The following is a 17190-nucleotide window of genomic DNA, read 5'->3' on the forward strand; positions in this document are numbered from 1 at the left end:
ATGCCTGCAATTCCTCTCGAACATGGCCTGGCCGTCGCCGGCATCCTGTTCTGCCTCGGTCTGGTCGGGCTGATGGTGCGCCGCAACATTCTTTTCGTGCTGATGAGCCTGGAAATCATGATGAACGCCTCGGCACTGGCGTTCATTGTCGCGGGCAGCCGTTGGGCGCAGCCGGATGGACAGATCATGTTCATCCTGGTGATCAGCCTGGCAGCGGCCGAGGCCAGTATTGGCCTGGCGATCCTGTTGCAGCTGTATCGCCGCTTCCACACTCTCGATATCGATGCAGCCAGTGAGATGCGCGGATGAACCTTCTCTTTCTGACTTTCGTATTTCCCCTGATCGGCTTCCTGCTGCTGTCGTTCTCGCGCGGACGGTTCTCGGAGAACCTCTCGGCGCTGATCGGCGTTGGCTCGGTAGGCCTCTCGGCCATCGTCGCGGCCTACGTGATCTGGCAGTTCAACGTAGCACCGCCTGCAGGCGGTGCGTACAGCCAGCTGCTGTGGCAGTGGATGTCGGTAGACGGCTTCGCACCCAACTTCACCCTGTACCTGGATGGCCTGTCGGTCACCATGCTGGGTGTAGTGGTCGGCGTCGGCTTCCTGATCCACCTGTTCGCCTCCTGGTACATGCGCGGTGAAGCGGGCTACTCGCGCTTCTTCGCCTACACCAACCTGTTCATTGCCAGCATGTTGTTCCTGATCCTGGGCGACAACCTGCTGTTCATCTACTTCGGTTGGGAAGGCGTGGGCCTGTGCTCCTACCTGTTGATCGGTTTCTACTACAGCAACCGCAACAACGGTAACGCCGCACTCAAAGCCTTCATCGTGACCCGTATCGGCGACGTGTTCATGGCCATCGGCCTGTTCATCCTGTTCCAGCAACTGGGTACCCTGAACGTCCAGGAACTGCTGGTACGCGCACCGGAGCACTTCAAGGCCGGTGACTTCTGGATCGTCATGGCCACCCTGATGCTGCTGGGCGGCGCGGTCGGTAAATCCGCCCAACTGCCACTGCAGACCTGGCTGGCTGACGCGATGGCGGGCCCAACCCCGGTTTCGGCACTGATCCACGCCGCGACCATGGTGACCGCCGGTGTCTACCTGATCGCCCGTACCCACGGCCTGTTCGCCCTTGCGCCGGACGTGCTGCACCTGGTCGGCGTGGTCGGCGGTGTCACCCTGGTACTGGCTGGCTTCGCCGCGCTGGTTCAAACCGACATCAAGCGTATCCTCGCCTACTCGACCATGAGCCAGATCGGCTACATGTTCCTGGCCCTGGGCGTTGGCGCCTGGGAAGGCGCGATCTTCCACCTGATGACCCACGCCTTCTTCAAGGCCCTGCTGTTCCTTGCCTCCGGTGCGGTCATCGTTGCCTGCCACCACGAGCAGAACATCTTCAAGATGGGTGGCCTGTGGAAGAAGCTGCCGCTGGCCTACGCCAGCTTCATCGTCGGTGGTGCCGCCCTGGCTGCCCTGCCGCTGCTGACCGCCGGTTTCTACTCCAAGGACGAAATCCTCTGGGAAGCCTTCGCCAGTGGTAACAACGGTCTGCTGTACGCCGGCCTGGTCGGTGCCTTCATGACCTCGCTGTACACCTTCCGCCTGATCTTCATCGCCTTCCACGGCGAAGCCAAGACCGAAGCCCATGCTGGCCACGGTATTTCCCACTGGCTGCCGCTGGGCGTGCTGATCGTACTGTCCACCTTCGTCGGTGCCTGGATTCATCCACCACTGGCCGGTGTACTGCCGCAGAGCGCCGGCCATGCCGGTGGCGAAGCCAAGCACAGCCTGGAAATCGCCTCGGGCGCCATTGCCATCGCCGGTATCCTGCTGGCAGCCGTGCTGTTCCTGGGCAAACGTCGCCTGGTAACGGCCATCGCCAACAGCGGCATCGGTCGCGTGTTGTCGGCCTGGTGGTTCGCTGCCTGGGGCTTCGACTGGATCTACGACAAGCTGTTCGTCAAACCTTACCTGCTGATCAGCCATGTGCTGCGCAAGGACCCGGTTGACCGCAGCATTGGTCTGGTGCCGCGTCTGGCACGTGGTGGCCACGCTGCCATGAGCCGTACCGAAACCGGTCAGCTGCGCTGGTACACCGCCTCGATCGCCGCAGGTGCCGTGATTGTTCTCGGCGCTGTGTTGTTGGCTGCGGTCTGATATGAACCTTGCGACTTTGCGAAAGGAATTGAGCCCGTCATGATTTTGCCTTGGCTGATCCTGATCCCCTTCATCGGCGGCCTGCTGTGCTGGCTGGGTGAGCGCTTCGGCGCCACCCTGCCACGCTGGATTGCGCTGCTGACCATGTCCCTGTTGCTCGGTATCGGCCTCTGGCTGTGGGCACACGGTGACTACACCCTCGCCCCGGCACCGGGTACCGAGCCTGCCTGGACTGTCGAATACAAAGTGCTCTGGATCGAGCGCTTCGGCATCAGCCTGCACCTGGGCCTGGACGGCCTGTCGCTGCTGATGATCTTGCTCACCGGCCTGCTCGGTGTGCTTTCGGTCCTCTGCTCGTGGAAAGAGATCCAGCGCCACGTCGGCTTCTTCCACCTCAACCTGATGTGGATCCTGGGCGGCGTGGTCGGGGTGTTCCTGGCCCTGGACCTGTTCCTGTTCTTCTTCTTCTGGGAAATGATGCTGGTGCCGATGTATTTCCTCATCGCGCTCTGGGGTCACAGCTCGGCAGACGGCAAGAAGACCCGGATCTACGCAGCAACCAAGTTCTTCATCTACACCCAGGCCAGCGGCCTGATCATGTTGGTGGCGATCTTGGGCCTGGTACTGGTGAACTACAACACCACCGGCGTACTGACCTTCGACTACAGCACACTGCTCAAGGCCGAACTGCCAGCCGGTACCGAGTACCTGCTGATGCTGGGCTTCTTCATTGCCTTCGCGGTGAAACTGCCGGTTGTACCGTTCCACTCCTGGCTGCCTGACGCTCACGCCCAGGCACCTACCGCAGGTTCCGTGGACCTGGCGGGTATTTTGCTGAAAACCGCTGCCTACGGTCTGCTGCGTTTCGCCCTGCCGCTGTTCCCGAATGCCTCGGCGGAATTCGCGCCAATCGCCATGACCCTCGGTCTGATCGGGATTTTCTACGGCGCATTCCTGGCCTTCGCCCAAACCGACATCAAGCGCCTGATCGCGTTCTCCAGCGTCTCGCACATGGGCTTCGTGCTGATCGGTATCTACTCCGGCAGCCAGCAAGCGCTGCAAGGTGCTGTGATCCAGATGCTCGCACACGGTCTGTCGGCTGCGGCACTCTTTATCCTGAGTGGCCAACTGTACGAACGCCTGCACACCCGTGACATGCGTCAGATGGGCGGCCTGTGGCACCGTATCGCTTACCTGCCAGCCATCAGCCTGTTCTTCGCCGCCGCGTCGCTGGGCCTGCCAGGTACCGGTAACTTCGTTGGTGAATTCCTGATCCTGATCGGCAGCTTCGTCAGCTCGCCATGGGTGACTGTGATCGCTACCAGCGGCCTGGTCTTCGGTTCGGTCTACTCGCTGATCATGATCCACCGTGCCTACTTCGGTCCGGCGAAATCCGATGAAGTCCTGGCTGGTATGGACACTCGCGAAATGATCATGGTGCTGGGCCTGGCTGGCCTGCTGATCCTGCTGGGCGTTTACCCGCAGCCGTTCCTCGACACCTCTGCCGCTACCATGAGTGGTGTGCAGCAGTGGCTCGGCACCGCTTTCACTCAACTCGCTTCGGCCCGGTAAGAGCGCTATGGACCTGACGATTCAACACTTTATCGCGCTTGCGCCGCTGCTGATTACCAGTATCACCATTGTTGTGGTGATGCTGGCCATCGCCTGGCGCCGCAATCACTCGCAAACCTTCCTGCTGTCGACCGTGGGCCTGAACCTGGCCCTGCTGTCGATTATTCCAACCCTGAAAGTCACACCCCTGGCGGTCACCCCGCTGCTGACCGTCGACAACTTCGCCTGCCTGTACATGGCGCTGATCCTGGTCGCCACCCTGGCTTGCGTTACCCTCGCCCACGCCTACCTGGGTGAAGGTAAAAGCGGTAAAGGCTACCCGGGCAACCGTGAAGAACTGTACCTGCTGATCCTGATGGCAGCCCTCGGTGGCCTGGTACTGGTCTGTGCACAGCACCTGGCCGGCCTGTTCATCGGCCTGGAGCTGCTCTCGGTACCGGTCTATGGCCTGGTGGCTTACGCGTTCTTCAACAAGCGTTCGCTGGAAGGCGGCATCAAGTACATGGTGCTGTCGGCCGCAGGCTCGGCCTTCCTGCTGTTCGGTATGGCCCTGCTGTACGCTGACGCTGGCAGCCTGACCTTCACCGGTATTGGCAAGGCACTGGCAGCCACTGGCATGCCAAGCCTGCTGGCTCAACTGGGCCTGGGCATGATGCTGGTTGGCCTGGCATTCAAACTGTCGCTGGTACCGTTCCACCTGTGGACCCCGGACGTTTACGAAGGTGCGCCAGCACCGGTCGCAGCGTTCCTGGCCACCGCCAGCAAGGTTGCAGTGTTCGCCGTCGTCGTACGCCTGTTCCTGATCTCGCCGGCGGCCAGCAGCGGCGTACTGACCACCGTGCTGTCGGTGATCGCCGTCGCCTCGATCCTGATCGGTAACCTCTTGGCGCTGACCCAGAGCAACCTCAAGCGTCTGCTCGGTTACTCGTCCATCGCCCACTTCGGTTACCTGCTGATTGCCCTGGTGGCCAGCAAGGGCCTGGCGATGGAAGCCATCGGCGTGTACCTGGTCACCTACGTGATCACCAGCCTCGGTGCCTTCGGTGTGATCACCCTGATGTCGTCGCCGTACAACGGCCGTGACGCTGACGCCCTGTACGAGTATCGCGGCCTGTTCTGGCGCCGTCCGTACCTGACCGCCGTACTGACCGTGATGATGCTGTCGCTTGCAGGTATCCCGCTGACCGCAGGCTTCATCGGCAAGTTCTACATCATTGCGACCGGTGTCGAATCGCAGCTGTGGTGGCTGGTCGGCGCCCTGGTACTGGGCAGCGCCATCGGCGTGTTCTACTACCTGCGTGTCATGGTTACCCTGTACCTGATCGAACCAAACCTGCGTCGTCACGATGCCCCGCTGAACTGGGAACAGCGCACTGGCGGCGTCATGCTGCTGGCCATCGCGATCCTGGCCTTCGTGCTGGGCGTGTACCCGCAGCCGCTGCTGGACATGGTCCAACACGCCGGGTTTCAGCTGATCGGTTGATCGCCCAGGTAACAATCGCTTCAGTAACAACAGACACCCCGCCTCGGCGGGGTGTTTTGTTTTCCGGGCAACGACTGTGCTTCGTCTTGTAGTTGCGGCGTCAGATAGCCGCCTCATAACCTGGAATTCTTGATAATGCGATCCACCCTCCCCCGCTCTCCACTGGCGCTGCTGTTCGTCTGCGCTACCACCGTACAGGCCGACGACGCTGTCGAACTGGGTCAGGTGCTGATTCAGGAGCAGGAACAGAGCGAACTGGCGTCGGCCAAAGAGCGCCTGCAGCGGGTGCCGGGCGGAACCAATCTGGTGGATATGCAGCAGGTCGAGCAAGGCCGGGTTGCCAGCAACCAGGATGTGCTGGCCTACCAACCCGGTGTATTTGCGCAATCCGCCGGTAATGATGGGGTCAAGTTGTCGATTCGAGGCTCGGGTATCAACCGGGCACCGGGCAGCCACGGTTCGGGGGTGTACACCCTGTTCGACGGCCTGCCACTGACTGGCCCCGGTGGTACCCCTTACGAACTGTTCGAACCGCTGTGGCTGAGCCGCGCCGAAGTGCTGCGCGGTGCCAATGGCTTCGACAAGGGCGCGCTGGCATTGGGCGGGGCCATCGACTACATCACCCACACCGGGTATGACGCAGCGCCCCTGCAAGTCCGTTATGAAGCCGGCAGCCGTGGCTACATGAAACGCCAGATCAGTTCCGGCCAGGTGCTGGGCGACCTGGATTACTACGTGGCGGCTACCGACTCGGCATACGACGGTTATCAGGATCACAGCAGCGGCAGCAGCAAAGGCATCGCCGCCAACGTCGGCTACCGCTTCAACCCGAACCTGGAAACCCGCTTCTACCTGCGTTATCGGGAAACCGAGAACGACCTGGCCGGGCGCCTGACCAAAGCACAGATCAAGCATGATCCACGTGCTGCGAACCCGGTCTACCTCTCCCGTGACGCCAGCCGTCCACAGCCGGGCAGCACCTGGCTGGCGAACAAGACTACCTTCTTTCTGGATGACGATTCACGCCTGGAGGCCGGGTTGGTGTATCACGACTACCCGATGGACCTGCGTGAAGGCCTGAACCGCCTGAAAGTGGCCTACACCGATGTCAGTGGTACGTTGAACTACTTCCGTCGAGACACCCTGTTCGACCGCGAGAGCAACACCTCGATCGGCTGGCGGTCGACCAAGCACCTGCCCAATAGCGGCGCATCCGAGTATGTACGGGTGCAACAGGGTACTAACCTCAACACCCCAATCGGTACCAAAACCCGCGACTTCAGCTATCAGGGCTCTGACAACGTATTGCACGCCAGCAACGAGCTGGAGCTGGTGCCGGACCTGTGGCTGACCACCGGCATGGCGCTGATCTACACCCGCCGGGAAAGCGATGTCAGCTATCCCGCCGATGGCGGCAAGGTCAGCCAGCACGACTGGGACTATGCCCCGCGCGTCGGTCTGCGTTACGCCTTCAACCCGCAGTTGGAGGTCTACGGCAACCTCAGCCGCTCGGTCGAGCCGCCACACCCATGGGCGTTGATCTGGAGTGCCAACGAACGCTTCACCGGCGGCCCAGCCGCCAAACTTCAGAAAACCCCCGTCGAACTGCAGAATCAGACCGCCACCACCCTTGAACTCGGCGCTCGTGGCGACTCGGCACTGGGGCGCTGGGATCTGGCCTGGTACTACGCTGCGGTACGCCATGAGTTGCTGACAGTAGAGACTGGCCCCGGCACCTGGGCCGAAATCAACGCCAGCCCTACGATCCACCAGGGCATCGAAGCCGGCCTGAACAGCCTGCTCTGGGAGCGTGCTGCCGTGGGCAAGGTGTCGTTGCGTCAGGCCTACACCTTCAGCGATTTCCACTACCGTGATGACGACGCCTTCGGTGACAACCGCTTGCCCGGCATTCCGATGCATTTCTACCAGGCCGAAGTGCGCTTCGATCATCCGACGGGCTTTTACGCCGGGCTCAATACGCAGATGGCCTCCAAGGTACAGGTCGACTACGCCAACTCTTACCCCGCCGACGCCTATGCACTGCTGGGGGCGACATTTGGCTTCAACGCGCCGAAAAACGACTGGCAAACCTGGCTGGACCTGCGCAACCTGACCAACAAGCGGTATGCCGCCACCGTGACGCCGGTCTACAACGTCCACGGCAATGACATCGCCCGCTCGACACCCGGCGAGGGCTTCGGTGCCTACGTTGGCGTGTCCTACAGCCTGCGCTGAACCATTACCCATAGCGGGGCCACCTGATCCCATGGCGCCGCACCCGGGCATTGCTGTAGATCAATAAATGCGGCGGCGCAGTGAGGTAGCCTCTGCGCCTTTTTCAGCTGCGACCCGATCTCCCATGACCAGCCTCGCCAAACCCGAATTACTTGCCCCTGCCGGCACCCTCAAGAACATGCGCTATGCCTTCGCCTATGGCGCCGACGCGGTCTATGCCGGGCAACCGCGCTATAGCCTGCGGGTGCGCAACAACGAATTCGACCATGAGAATCTGGCCATCGGCATCAAGGAAGCCCAGGCCCAGGGCAAGCAGTTCTATGTGGTGGTCAACATCGCACCGCATAACGCCAAGCTGAAAACCTTCCTCAAGGACCTGGAGCCGGTGATCGCCATGGGCCCGGATGCACTGATCATGTCCGACCCCGGCCTGATCATGCTGGTTCGTCGGCATTTCCCCGAGATGCCGATTCATCTTTCCGTACAGGCCAACACGGTGAACTGGGCCAGCGTGGAGTTCTGGCGTGGGCTGGGCCTGACCCGGGTCATTCTGTCCCGTGAGTTGTCGCTGGAGGAGATCGAGGAAATTCGCCAGCAGGTTCCCGAAATGGAACTGGAGGTGTTCGTTCACGGCGCGCTTTGCATGGCGTATTCCGGGCGATGCCTATTGTCCGGCTACCTCAACAAGCGTGACGCCAACCAGGGCTCATGCACCAATGCCTGCCGCTGGAAGTACAGCGCCACACCGGCCACGGAAAATGTAACCGGGGAGATCGTCCGCGAAGTCGAGCCGACACTGGGCCTGGGCGCGCCGACCGATGAAGTCTTCCTGCTGGAAGAAAGCAACCGTCCTGGCGAAGAGATGCCGGCATTCGAAGACGAGCACGGCACCTACATCATGAACGCCAAGGACCTGCGGGCGGTACAGCACGTCGGGCGCTTGACCAAGATGGGCGTTCACTCGCTGAAAATCGAGGGCCGCACCAAGTCGCACTTCTATTGCGCACGCACCACTCAGGCCTACCGCCAGGCAATTGATGATGCCGTAGCAGGCCGCGAGTTCGACCGCTCGTTGATGCTTAATCTGGAGTCACTGGCGCAACGGGGTTACACCGAGGGGTTTCTGCGCCGCCATGTGCATGACGAGTACCAGAACTACCAACGTGGCAACTCGCAGTCTGATCGCCAGCAGTTCGTTGGCGAGTTGACCGGTGAGCGGGTCGATGGGCTGGCCGAAGTGCAGGTGAAAAACCGCTTTGGCCTTGGCGATCACCTTGAACTGATGACGCCACGTGGCAACTACCATTTCGACCTGCATCAGTTGCGCAATCGCCAGGGCCAACCGATCGAGGTTGCCCCTGGCGATGGCCATACCGTCTACCTGCCGATTCCTGAGCAGGTCAACCTGGAGTACGGCCTCCTGCTGCGTGACCTGACCCTGTAACGGCCGGTGTCGGCCAGCCTCAGCGCTGGCCGACCTGGAGTCAGAGTTTGACCTTGCGGCGCATGATGCCGTTGACGATGACCACGACGACCGCCACGCCGATGGCGATGTACTGGAACACCTTTTCGCTGATCACACCGTCTTTCTGCAGGTAGGACAGCCCCAGCATGGTTGCCAGCACCAGCAGGGACAACAGGATGGAGTATTTAAGGCGTTGGCCTTGAGTCATGTGGGTTTCCTTGACGCGTGGAAGACAAAAATCAAACGCGAATAATACAACGTCCAATCCTCTCACAAGGATATTTTCCCGGTTCTGCCCTACCGACCAACTTGCAAACATGAGCGCTCAAGCACTAACGTCCCTCGCGGAGCATCCTCATGCGCATACCCCACCTGCTCAGTACAGTCGGCCTGCTGGTCTGTATTGAGGCTCAAGCACTGCAAACCATAGACCTCGACCCCTCGCACCTGAAAGCACTCGGAACCGGCCTGGCGAACAGCGCAGGCAACAGCCAATGGCAGCAATTGTGGCAACGTTCTCGACAGGCCGGGCACCTGGGTAGCCCGGAAACACGCGAAGCCTTCACCATCCCCATGCAGGAAGTACCGTCACTGGTAAAAGCCACGCTGGCCTCGGCTGAACGGGTTCAAGGGTTGAAAAAAACCCAGGCGTTGTACCGACGCGACTTCGCACCTCAGGTCGTCGGCGCACGCGGCAACAGCCCACTCACCGCTGTCTGCCTATGGGTTGATTGGCGTTCCTTCCCCGACAATGCGCTGCCTCGCCAAACCGCATTGATGGCTCAGGTCAGCCTGTTGGTCACCCACCCTTGCGACTGACGCTGGTAGCGCCAAGCAGCGGCTATGCCGTTGTGGTGGCGGGCCGAAAACCGGGGCTTTGCGCCTGTTACGCCGCGGAATACCCACATCCCTTCGCCATTTTTCCCACCGAACATAAGCAGGAACAGCTACTGGTACAGACCCGCTTGCTACCTAGATCTTTTGTCGCGCAGTGCCCGAGAATCAACCCATGACGCCGACCAACGCAGCCAGCCGATACGGCACTGCTGATCACGCTGAATGCTGACGGCTAACACCTACTGCAGGCCCAAATGGCTTGCTCATTGACAAGGAAGTGATCATGGAACTCTGCGACCTGAACCGCATCGACATCACCCAACTGCCTCATTCCCTGCAAGCCTTGATCGCGTGTGTCGGGCTGGAAAGCGCGTATCGCTTGACCTGCATCTACGGCGGCAGGCCCAAGTACATTCCCAAGCACCCAGGCCGCACCACACTGGCCGACGTACTGCCCAATGAACAGCTTGAGGCCTTGATCAAACGCTATGCCGGTACGGCCCTGGAGATTCCCAAACCCGACCACTTCAACCGGCAACTGCGCAACCAACAGATTCAACAGGAAAGCTCGCACGGCCTGTCCCGTAGCGTGCTAGCCGACAAATACGGCCTGAGCCTGCGCCAGATCGGCAATATCCGGCGTCAAGAGGCTCACGTCCGCCACACCGCGTAACGGTAACCGCGCACTCACGCGCACTTCACGATAAGGAAATCTCAACATGGCAACTATCGATAACAGCCTCATCGGCTCGGTCATGAACGCACTGCCACTGGACCGGATGATCTCCGGGCCACTGCAGGCCATGATTCAGGCGCAGGTTAGCGCCAGTAAATCCTACGCAGACTTCCTCATGGGCGTCTGTATTCAAGATGGCAAGGCTGTCGCCATCCAATTCGACTATGAAGAAACCCTCACGGACGAACAGGGTGTCTATCAGGGTACCGTCGCCAAGAAAATGCAGATCCCTCTGCTGGCGGCCATCACCCACCCGAACATCGCCATTGAAGAAGGTAACATCGAGTTCGAGCTGACCATCAGCCAGCAGGCCGAAAGCAGCTCTGAAACCGGTGGCAGCGCTGAGTTTGGCGCCTCCATTGGCTGGGGCCCGTTCAAGATGAGCGTCAAAGGCCAGGTCAGCCACAAGTCAACACAAACCCGCAAGACCGACACCCGCGCGCGTTACGCGTTCAACACCCGCGTCAAACGCCAGGATCCGCCAGAAGCCTTGATGCGCGTCATCGACTTCCTGACCGATGCCGCCACCAAGCCGGTCATGCTTCCCAACACCGAGGCGCAGAACAAGGACGCCTTGCCTGAATCCAAACTGCCAATGCCAGACCAGGTACAACAAACCACTGTCTGACACGCGACAACAGGCTCCGCTCTGATGAGCGGAGCCTCCCCGTCCCTCGCCAAAGGAGCCCCGCCTCTTGGAACGCAGTCCTAACGACAAAGAGCCCCTTGCCACCTGCGACCTGGCTGACATTACCCGAGGTCTGCAGGACGCCGCAGCGGCGGCGAACAACCTGATCGCACAACAGTACATCAAGCTGTTTGACCAGTTTTTTGACTATGACGCCGAAGCCTTGGGCGCCCCGATGAAAGCCAAGATGGTTGATGTCGCCATGGATGACCGACATACCTTGAGCATCCCCCTGATCACGCTGGTGTCACCACGCGGCCTGGCCCTGGAGCGGATGCAAGTCGACCTCTCGGTAAAGATCCAGAACACCGAACTGGCCGATGCAAGTCATGTACTGGAGAACAGCGCACTCAAGCACGAACGCTTCATGGTCACCGTAGGCGCTCAGAACAAGCGCCAAGGCGATCATCGTGACCCGGACGAAGTACAGATTCGCATGCAGTTTCAGGCCTGCGAACCGCCCGAGGCATTGAATCGTCTGATCGAAGAGTACACCCAACTGATTACCCCCTGCCGCCAGCCCGATCCTGCACCGCCATCCGCGGACAACGAGTTCATCGCCGCTGCAACCGTTCGCTGACTCAGAAGTCGCGTTTGTAAAACAGATCAAGCGAACTGGCGATCCCACTGGCGGCTTCCAGGTAGAGCTTTTTACTCAACAGGTAGCGCAAGGCAATGGTGTTGGCCGGTTCGAATACGCCCACGCCATAACGCAAGCTCAGGCGTTCCGTCAGGTTGCCGCTGGCGACCACGCTGGTGCTGGCGCCGCTCCCCTGAGTGTCGAGCTGGAAGTCGTCGATACCGAGGCTTTTCGCCAGGCTACCGGTCAGGTCCGAACTGCCCGCCAGCCCCAAGCCCAGCGCCGCTTGTGCAAGCATGTTGTTGTCCTCACCGGTACTGCCCAATGGCCGCCCCAATACCAGATACGACAAGGCCTGCTCCTGGCTCATGGCCGGCTCGGAAAACACCTGGGTGGTCGGCTGTTCAGCACTGCCACTGAGGCGAATACCCGCGATCACGTCATCGGTTTTGCGTACGGCCTCGATGTCCAGATACGGCTGATCGATAGGGCCTGCAAACAGCAATCGTGCGCGGCGGATGGTCAAGCGCTGGCCATAGGCGCGATAACGGCCATCAACCAGGCTCAGCTCACCACGGGTGTCGAGGTTGTCGCCGATATGCACGGCACCCCGCAGGTTGGCACTCAAACCAAACCCTCTGAACGACAGCTTGTCCTGCCCTACCTCGACGTCGACGTTCATGGCCATCGCCAAGGGGGCCTGACCCGCTTCGGTCTGGTGGCCGACGATCACCGTATCATCGGATACCTTGACGGTGGATGGCGGCAACTCGCGGATGCTGATCTTGCCCTTGGGCACCAGCACTTTGCCTGTGATTGCCAACTTGTCGCCTTGCAGGCCGATGTTCAGGTCCGGGGCTACCTCCAGCACGGCGTAGGGCTCGACGTTGACTGGCAAGCGCTGACCATGAACACGCAGGTCGACCGCCAACGCGCGCGCCCAGCCGATCTGACCACTCAACTGTCCCTGGCCAGTCTCGCCACTTTTCCAGTCACCCTGCAACTGAACCTGCTCACCGGCGATCACGGCACGCAAGGTCAGCTCACGCAGGCTGATGGGCAGTTCTGCACCGCTGGCCTCGCCCTGCGAAAGGGTCAGGCTACCGTTGACCTGTGGCGCCAGCAACGTGCCGGACAACCTGCCGCTGCCATTCAACTGGCCGGCCAAGCGCTCGACCATCGGAACAAAAGGCCGGGCGATGGAAAGGTCCAGGCCATTCAAACTGAACGTACCACTGACAGGTTTGTTTTTCGCCAGCGGATCAAGACGCGTGTCCAAGGTCAGCTCACCCAGTCGCTCGGCACGAAACGCCAAACGGGAATCTACCCGCCGTGGGCCCAAGGTGCTGTCCAGGCGCAGGGTCTGGTAAGGGAAATCCAGCCACTGGCCTTTCTCGCGCAGCCTCAGGGTGCCACCACTGGCATCAACCTGAACCCGTCCTTTGGGCCCGCTGGCCGGCAGGTCAAGGTTGATATCGGCATTGAGTTGGCCGTTCCAGGCAAAGTCTTTCGGCAACCATTGGGCCAGGCTCTGCAACGGGAACTGCTTGAGGTGATAACGCAGCTTGGGCTCGGGGGCCAGGCGCTGGTCTTCGCCGCACAGGCTGGCATCACCCGAACGCCAGCAATGAGCAAAGAAGTCAATCTGGCCATTCGCCAGGCGCTGTAGCCGGGCCGGGGCCTGCAACTGCCAATCCTGGCCTCCGGCCTGGATACGCCCACTGGCCAGGCGCCCCCGCCAGTTGTCTTTGTCCAGCTGACCGTCCAATTCGAGGTCAAGCACCAGTTGCGGCCCCTTCAGGCCCAGGCGCAATTGCTGTTGACGCCTGTCGCCCTGCCCCTTGGCAGTAAGCGTACCCATTCCCGTTTCACCCAACTGGATCGCACCGGCCTCCAACTCAATCCGTACACGTTGTGCCGAGTCCATCTGCGCGCTGAGATCCAGGCGTTGCAGATGGTTCTGGGCCTGGGCCAACTGCTGCCCTTGCAAGGTCAATTTCCCTTGTGGGGCCTTGAGTGTGCCCGCAACGTCCAGGCGCCCTTTCAAACGCCCCTGCAGTTGCGGCCAGAGCTGCCCTAAACGGGGCATGTCGAGGTCGAGCTGGCCCGCAAGGCGCTGCTGAAGGCTGCCGCTACCGTTGATACGGTTGTCCCCCAGCCGAATTTCCAGGGTGCCCAAGGTCCACTGTTCCCCTGTACCGCCAGCCTTGGCCTGAAGCAGCGCCGGCTGGCCACGCAGGCGGCCCTTGAGGTTTACATCGGCATCCAGACGCAGGTGGCCATCCTTGAACTCGCCCGTGCTGCGCAACGGCCCAGCCAATGTACCGGGCAACTCGGCCAGCCAATACGCAGGATTAAGCGCGGACAACTCCAGTGCCGTATCCCAGGCAATGCCTTGAGCGAACTGCACCCGCAGGTTACCGGCGGCCTTACCCTGCCCCGCACTCAGAACAAGCTGCGGCAAGTCGATAGCCGTGAGGTCGCCCTTGAACGGGCTGCTGATCTTGAACGCACCGGCCGGGCCGTCCAGGTCACCGGCAAAATCCCCTTCGTAACGCCCTTCCTGGTAACGGACCTGGCCATTGAAACGACGCAGGGTGACTTGCGGCGCGTCATCCAGCGGGTAAAGGCGCAACCAGGGGAAGTCCAGCCACTCAAGCTGAGCACTAGCCTTGATGCTCTGTTGCCAGTCGGCGGTGGCCTTGAGCCTGAGGTACTGTTCTGCGGAAGCGTTCAGGTCGAGCGCTGACAGTTCGGCACCACGGGCATCGACCCGGCCTTGCAGGGCCAGGGCGATCGGGCCCTGCGAGGCCGGCAGGCTGGCATTGCCCGCGAGCCGGTAACCCCCGCTCAGGTCGCCTTCACCGGTCAGCGACACCTGATTGAGCTGCAGGGTATCCGGCAGGTCGGCGCTCGCCTTGAAGGCGTCGGCGCTGATACGCACCTTGGCCGGCAGGTTCGCCACCAGCGGCTGTAACTGCCCATCGAGGCGCCCCTGCAAATAGCCCGTACTGTCCGCGCTTACCCGCAACGTCTGCTGCAGGTCACCATCCACCTTCAGGGCCAATTGCCACGGCTGCCCATCCACTACAGGCAATTGCAGTTGGCCGCTGGCCTGCATGGGCCAGTCGCCTTCAGGCTTCAGCATCCCCTGCAGCGCCAGGTGCAAATCCTCGCGCTGAACCTGCAGGCGATCAATACGCAGGCCCTCGACGCTCCAACGCGCCGCCAGTTGCAACTGACTCAACTGTTCATTGCCATCCAGCGTCAGTCGACCAACCTGCAGCTCACCCAGCTCGATGTTCAGCGGCAATACCAAGGCCGGCAACTGCAGCGGGCCGCTGCCTGTCGAGGGCTCACCGGGGGCAAACGCCAGGTCCACCCGCTCGGCGCGTAGCTGGGTTACGCATAACGTCATCCGCAACAGGCAGGCGGGCGACCACGCCAGCAACGGCTGCGTCAACTCGACCCGGTTACCCGACTGCTCCCACAACAGGCGCTTGGCCTGCCACTGCCCTGCCAGCCGCCCTTGGAAGTCGTCCAGTTGCAACCCTGGCACCCGGTTCAGTACCCAACGGCTGCCCGCCTGCGTACCCAGTACAGCGGCCACACCGAAGACCACAATCAGCAGTAGGCCGACCAGGCCGATGGCAATCCCTTTAAACACACGACTCACAGTTCCGGCCCCATGGAAAAGTGCAAACGAATACCGCCATCGTCATCCAGCGCGTGGGCGAGGTCCAGGCGCAGTGGGCCCACCGGAGATACCCAGCGCACACCAAGACCAACACCGGTCTTGAGGCTGGGCAGTTCCAGACTGTTGAATGAGTTGCCTTGATCGACGAAGGTCGCCACGCGCCACTTCTCGGCAATCGAGTATTGGTACTCGACACTGCCGGCCACCAGGTAGCGGCCACCGATACGGTCACCGTCCGAGTTCTTCGGCGACAGCGTCTGGTAGTCGTAACCGCGCACGCTCTGATCGCCACCGGCGAAAAAACGCAACGACGGCGGCATTGATTTGTAGCCGTTGGTGGCGCTGCCGCCAAACTGTACCCGGCCCAGGAAGCGGTGGTTCTGCCCAAGGGTGGTCAAGCCCTTGAGCAGGACATTGCCATGCACCAGGTTGGTGTCCGAGAGCAGGCCTTCCTTCGCGACCTGCGTGTCGAACTGCAGGCGGTAGCCATTGTGCGGATCAATGCGGTTGTCGCTGCGCAGGTAGGCATAACTGACACCGGGCATCAGCAGGTTGCTCAACCCGGAGTCGTCACCCAGGCGATACTCTTCACGCTGCCATTTCAGCGAGATCACCCGCTGCCAACCACTGGGCAACTTGCTGTGCCATTCCGGGCCTACCGTCAGCAGCTTACTAAGGCTGTCGGTATTGGCGATTTCTTCGTTCTGGTAACCGCCGGCAAAACGAAACTTGTCGGTCAGCGGAGGATCCAGAGGCACGTCGTACCACAGGCCGACGTTCTGCCGGGGGGCCGATACCTCGGTCTCGATACCGTAGCTATGACCTTCAGGGTTAACCCAATGGCGCGTCCAGTTAGCCTTGGCACGAGGCCCGACGTCCGTCGAAAAACCCAGGCCCAAGCCCATGGTACGGGGCTTGCGTGTCTGCAACTGAACCGCCACCGGGATTGTCTGGCCGACGGCTGCCGTCGGTGCCGCATCGACACGCACCCCCTCGAAGTAGCCACTGGACTGCAGCGCATTGTTGAGCTCGGCGATCAGCTCGGAATCATAGGGCGCACCTTCCTGGAACGGCACCATCCTGCGCAGCAGGTCCTCATCGAAAGGGCTGTCACCGCTAAACTGGACCTTGCCCAGGGCGTAGCGCGGGCCACTGTCATAGACCAGCTCGATGTCAGCGACCCCAGCCAGTGGATCGACCGTCAGACGTTGCCGGAGAAACCGGCCACTGAAGAAGCCATAGCGGGAAGCCTGGTTCTGAATCAGCCGCTTGGCGTCCTCATAATGCCCATGGTTGAGTACTTCGCCCGAGCGCAAGTAACGGCTGTTGGGAATCCGAAAGGCTTTCAGTTCACTGGCCGGCCCTTCGATACGTACCGTGATGTCGCGAATCCGGATTGGCTCGCCCGGCTCAACGGTCATCACCAGGCGTGGCCCCTTGTTCGCCTTGGCCGGGGGTTTGATCTCGGTTTCGATATGGGGCTGGTAGTAACCCAAGGCCTGGGCCGCTTTTCTGGCCTGCTCGACGGCACCGCGACTGAAGCGCATCAAAGCCTCTTCGTCACGGTCACCCAGGCTACCAATGTAACCTTCGATATTGTCCTTGAGCTCGCTGTTGGCAGGCTTTATCCGAACGACCAGTTCACTTTGTGCACAGACGGCGAAGCTGGCGATGCATAGAATCAAACCACAGGTAAAAGGTGCTAAATACGTCATAAGCACCGATGCTACCAGAGCTT

At 61.1% G+C, this 17190-nt stretch carries 13 protein-coding genes; 10 read left to right on the top strand and 3 right to left on the bottom strand.

The window, feature by feature from the left end; all coding sequences use genetic code 11:
- From nuoK to trhP, 6 genes are all read left to right on the top strand, one after another.
- The gene (nuoK, locus tag AB7M23_RS21235) at positions 1-309 is read left to right on the top strand and encodes an NADH-quinone oxidoreductase subunit NuoK (protein WP_028944232.1); all 309 of its coding nucleotides are present in this window, start codon (positions 1-3) and stop codon (positions 307-309) included.
- On the top strand, positions 306-2159 hold the full coding sequence (gene nuoL / locus AB7M23_RS21240) for an NADH-quinone oxidoreductase subunit L (RefSeq protein ID WP_065758532.1): 1854 nt from the start codon (positions 306-308) through the stop codon (positions 2157-2159). Before nuoK ends, nuoL begins: the two co-directional genes overlap by 4 nt.
- Positions 2160-2198: 39 nt before the next feature.
- Positions 2199-3731 carry an NADH-quinone oxidoreductase subunit M gene (gene nuoM / locus AB7M23_RS21245; RefSeq protein WP_065758531.1) on the top strand — a complete coding sequence of 511 codons (1533 nt, stop codon included), beginning with the start codon at positions 2199-2201 and terminating at the stop codon, positions 3729-3731.
- A gap of 7 nt (positions 3732-3738) precedes the next feature.
- On the top strand, positions 3739-5214 hold the full coding sequence (nuoN, locus tag AB7M23_RS21250; RefSeq protein WP_065758530.1) for an NADH-quinone oxidoreductase subunit NuoN: 1476 nt from the start codon (positions 3739-3741) through the stop codon (positions 5212-5214).
- Positions 5215-5349: 135 nt separating this feature from the next.
- On the top strand, positions 5350-7449 hold the full coding sequence (locus AB7M23_RS21255; protein ID WP_454241954.1) for a TonB-dependent receptor family protein: 2100 nt from the start codon (positions 5350-5352) through the stop codon (positions 7447-7449).
- 124 nt (positions 7450-7573) lie between these two features.
- Complete coding sequence (gene trhP, locus AB7M23_RS21260; protein WP_454241955.1) at positions 7574-8893, top strand: prephenate-dependent tRNA uridine(34) hydroxylase TrhP; 1320 nt, start codon at positions 7574-7576, stop codon at positions 8891-8893.
- 40 nt (positions 8894-8933) lie between these two features.
- On the opposite strand, the gene AB7M23_RS21265 is transcribed toward trhP, so the two are convergent.
- Positions 8934-9122, bottom strand: a complete 189-nt coding sequence (locus tag AB7M23_RS21265; protein WP_065758527.1) for a hypothetical protein — start codon at positions 9120-9122, stop codon at positions 8934-8936.
- Positions 9123-9271: 149 nt separating this feature from the next.
- On the opposite strand from AB7M23_RS21265, the gene AB7M23_RS21270 reads away from it, so the two are divergent.
- From AB7M23_RS21270 to AB7M23_RS21285, 4 genes are all read left to right on the top strand, one after another.
- Complete coding sequence (locus tag AB7M23_RS21270) at positions 9272-9733, top strand: hypothetical protein (RefSeq protein WP_454241956.1); 462 nt, start codon at positions 9272-9274, stop codon at positions 9731-9733.
- A gap of 301 nt (positions 9734-10034) precedes the next feature.
- Entirely contained in the window at positions 10035-10424 is a 390-nt protein-coding gene (locus tag AB7M23_RS21275; RefSeq protein WP_454241957.1) for a Mor transcription activator family protein, read from the top strand.
- Between the two features lie 46 nt (positions 10425-10470).
- Positions 10471-11115, top strand: coding sequence for a DUF2589 domain-containing protein (locus AB7M23_RS21280; protein WP_454241958.1), 645 nt, complete (start codon positions 10471-10473; stop codon positions 11113-11115).
- Positions 11116-11182: 67 nt separating this feature from the next.
- Positions 11183-11755 carry a DUF2589 domain-containing protein gene (locus tag AB7M23_RS21285; RefSeq protein WP_065758523.1) on the top strand — a complete coding sequence of 191 codons (573 nt, stop codon included), beginning with the start codon at positions 11183-11185 and terminating at the stop codon, positions 11753-11755.
- Between the two features lies 1 nt (position 11756).
- On the opposite strand, the gene AB7M23_RS21290 is transcribed toward AB7M23_RS21285, so the two are convergent.
- Together AB7M23_RS21290 and AB7M23_RS21295 are read right to left on the bottom strand one after the other, a co-directional pair.
- Positions 11757-15431, bottom strand: coding sequence for a translocation/assembly module TamB domain-containing protein (locus AB7M23_RS21290; protein WP_454241959.1), 3675 nt, complete (start codon positions 15429-15431; stop codon positions 11757-11759).
- Positions 15428-17167, bottom strand: a complete 1740-nt coding sequence (locus AB7M23_RS21295; RefSeq protein ID WP_454241960.1) for an autotransporter assembly complex protein TamA — start codon at positions 17165-17167, stop codon at positions 15428-15430. The genes AB7M23_RS21290 and AB7M23_RS21295 overlap by 4 nt, the downstream gene beginning before the upstream one ends.
- Between the last annotated feature and the right edge of the window lie 23 nt (positions 17168-17190).

This window comes from Pseudomonas sp. HLS-6 TE3448, from assembly GCF_053629555.1.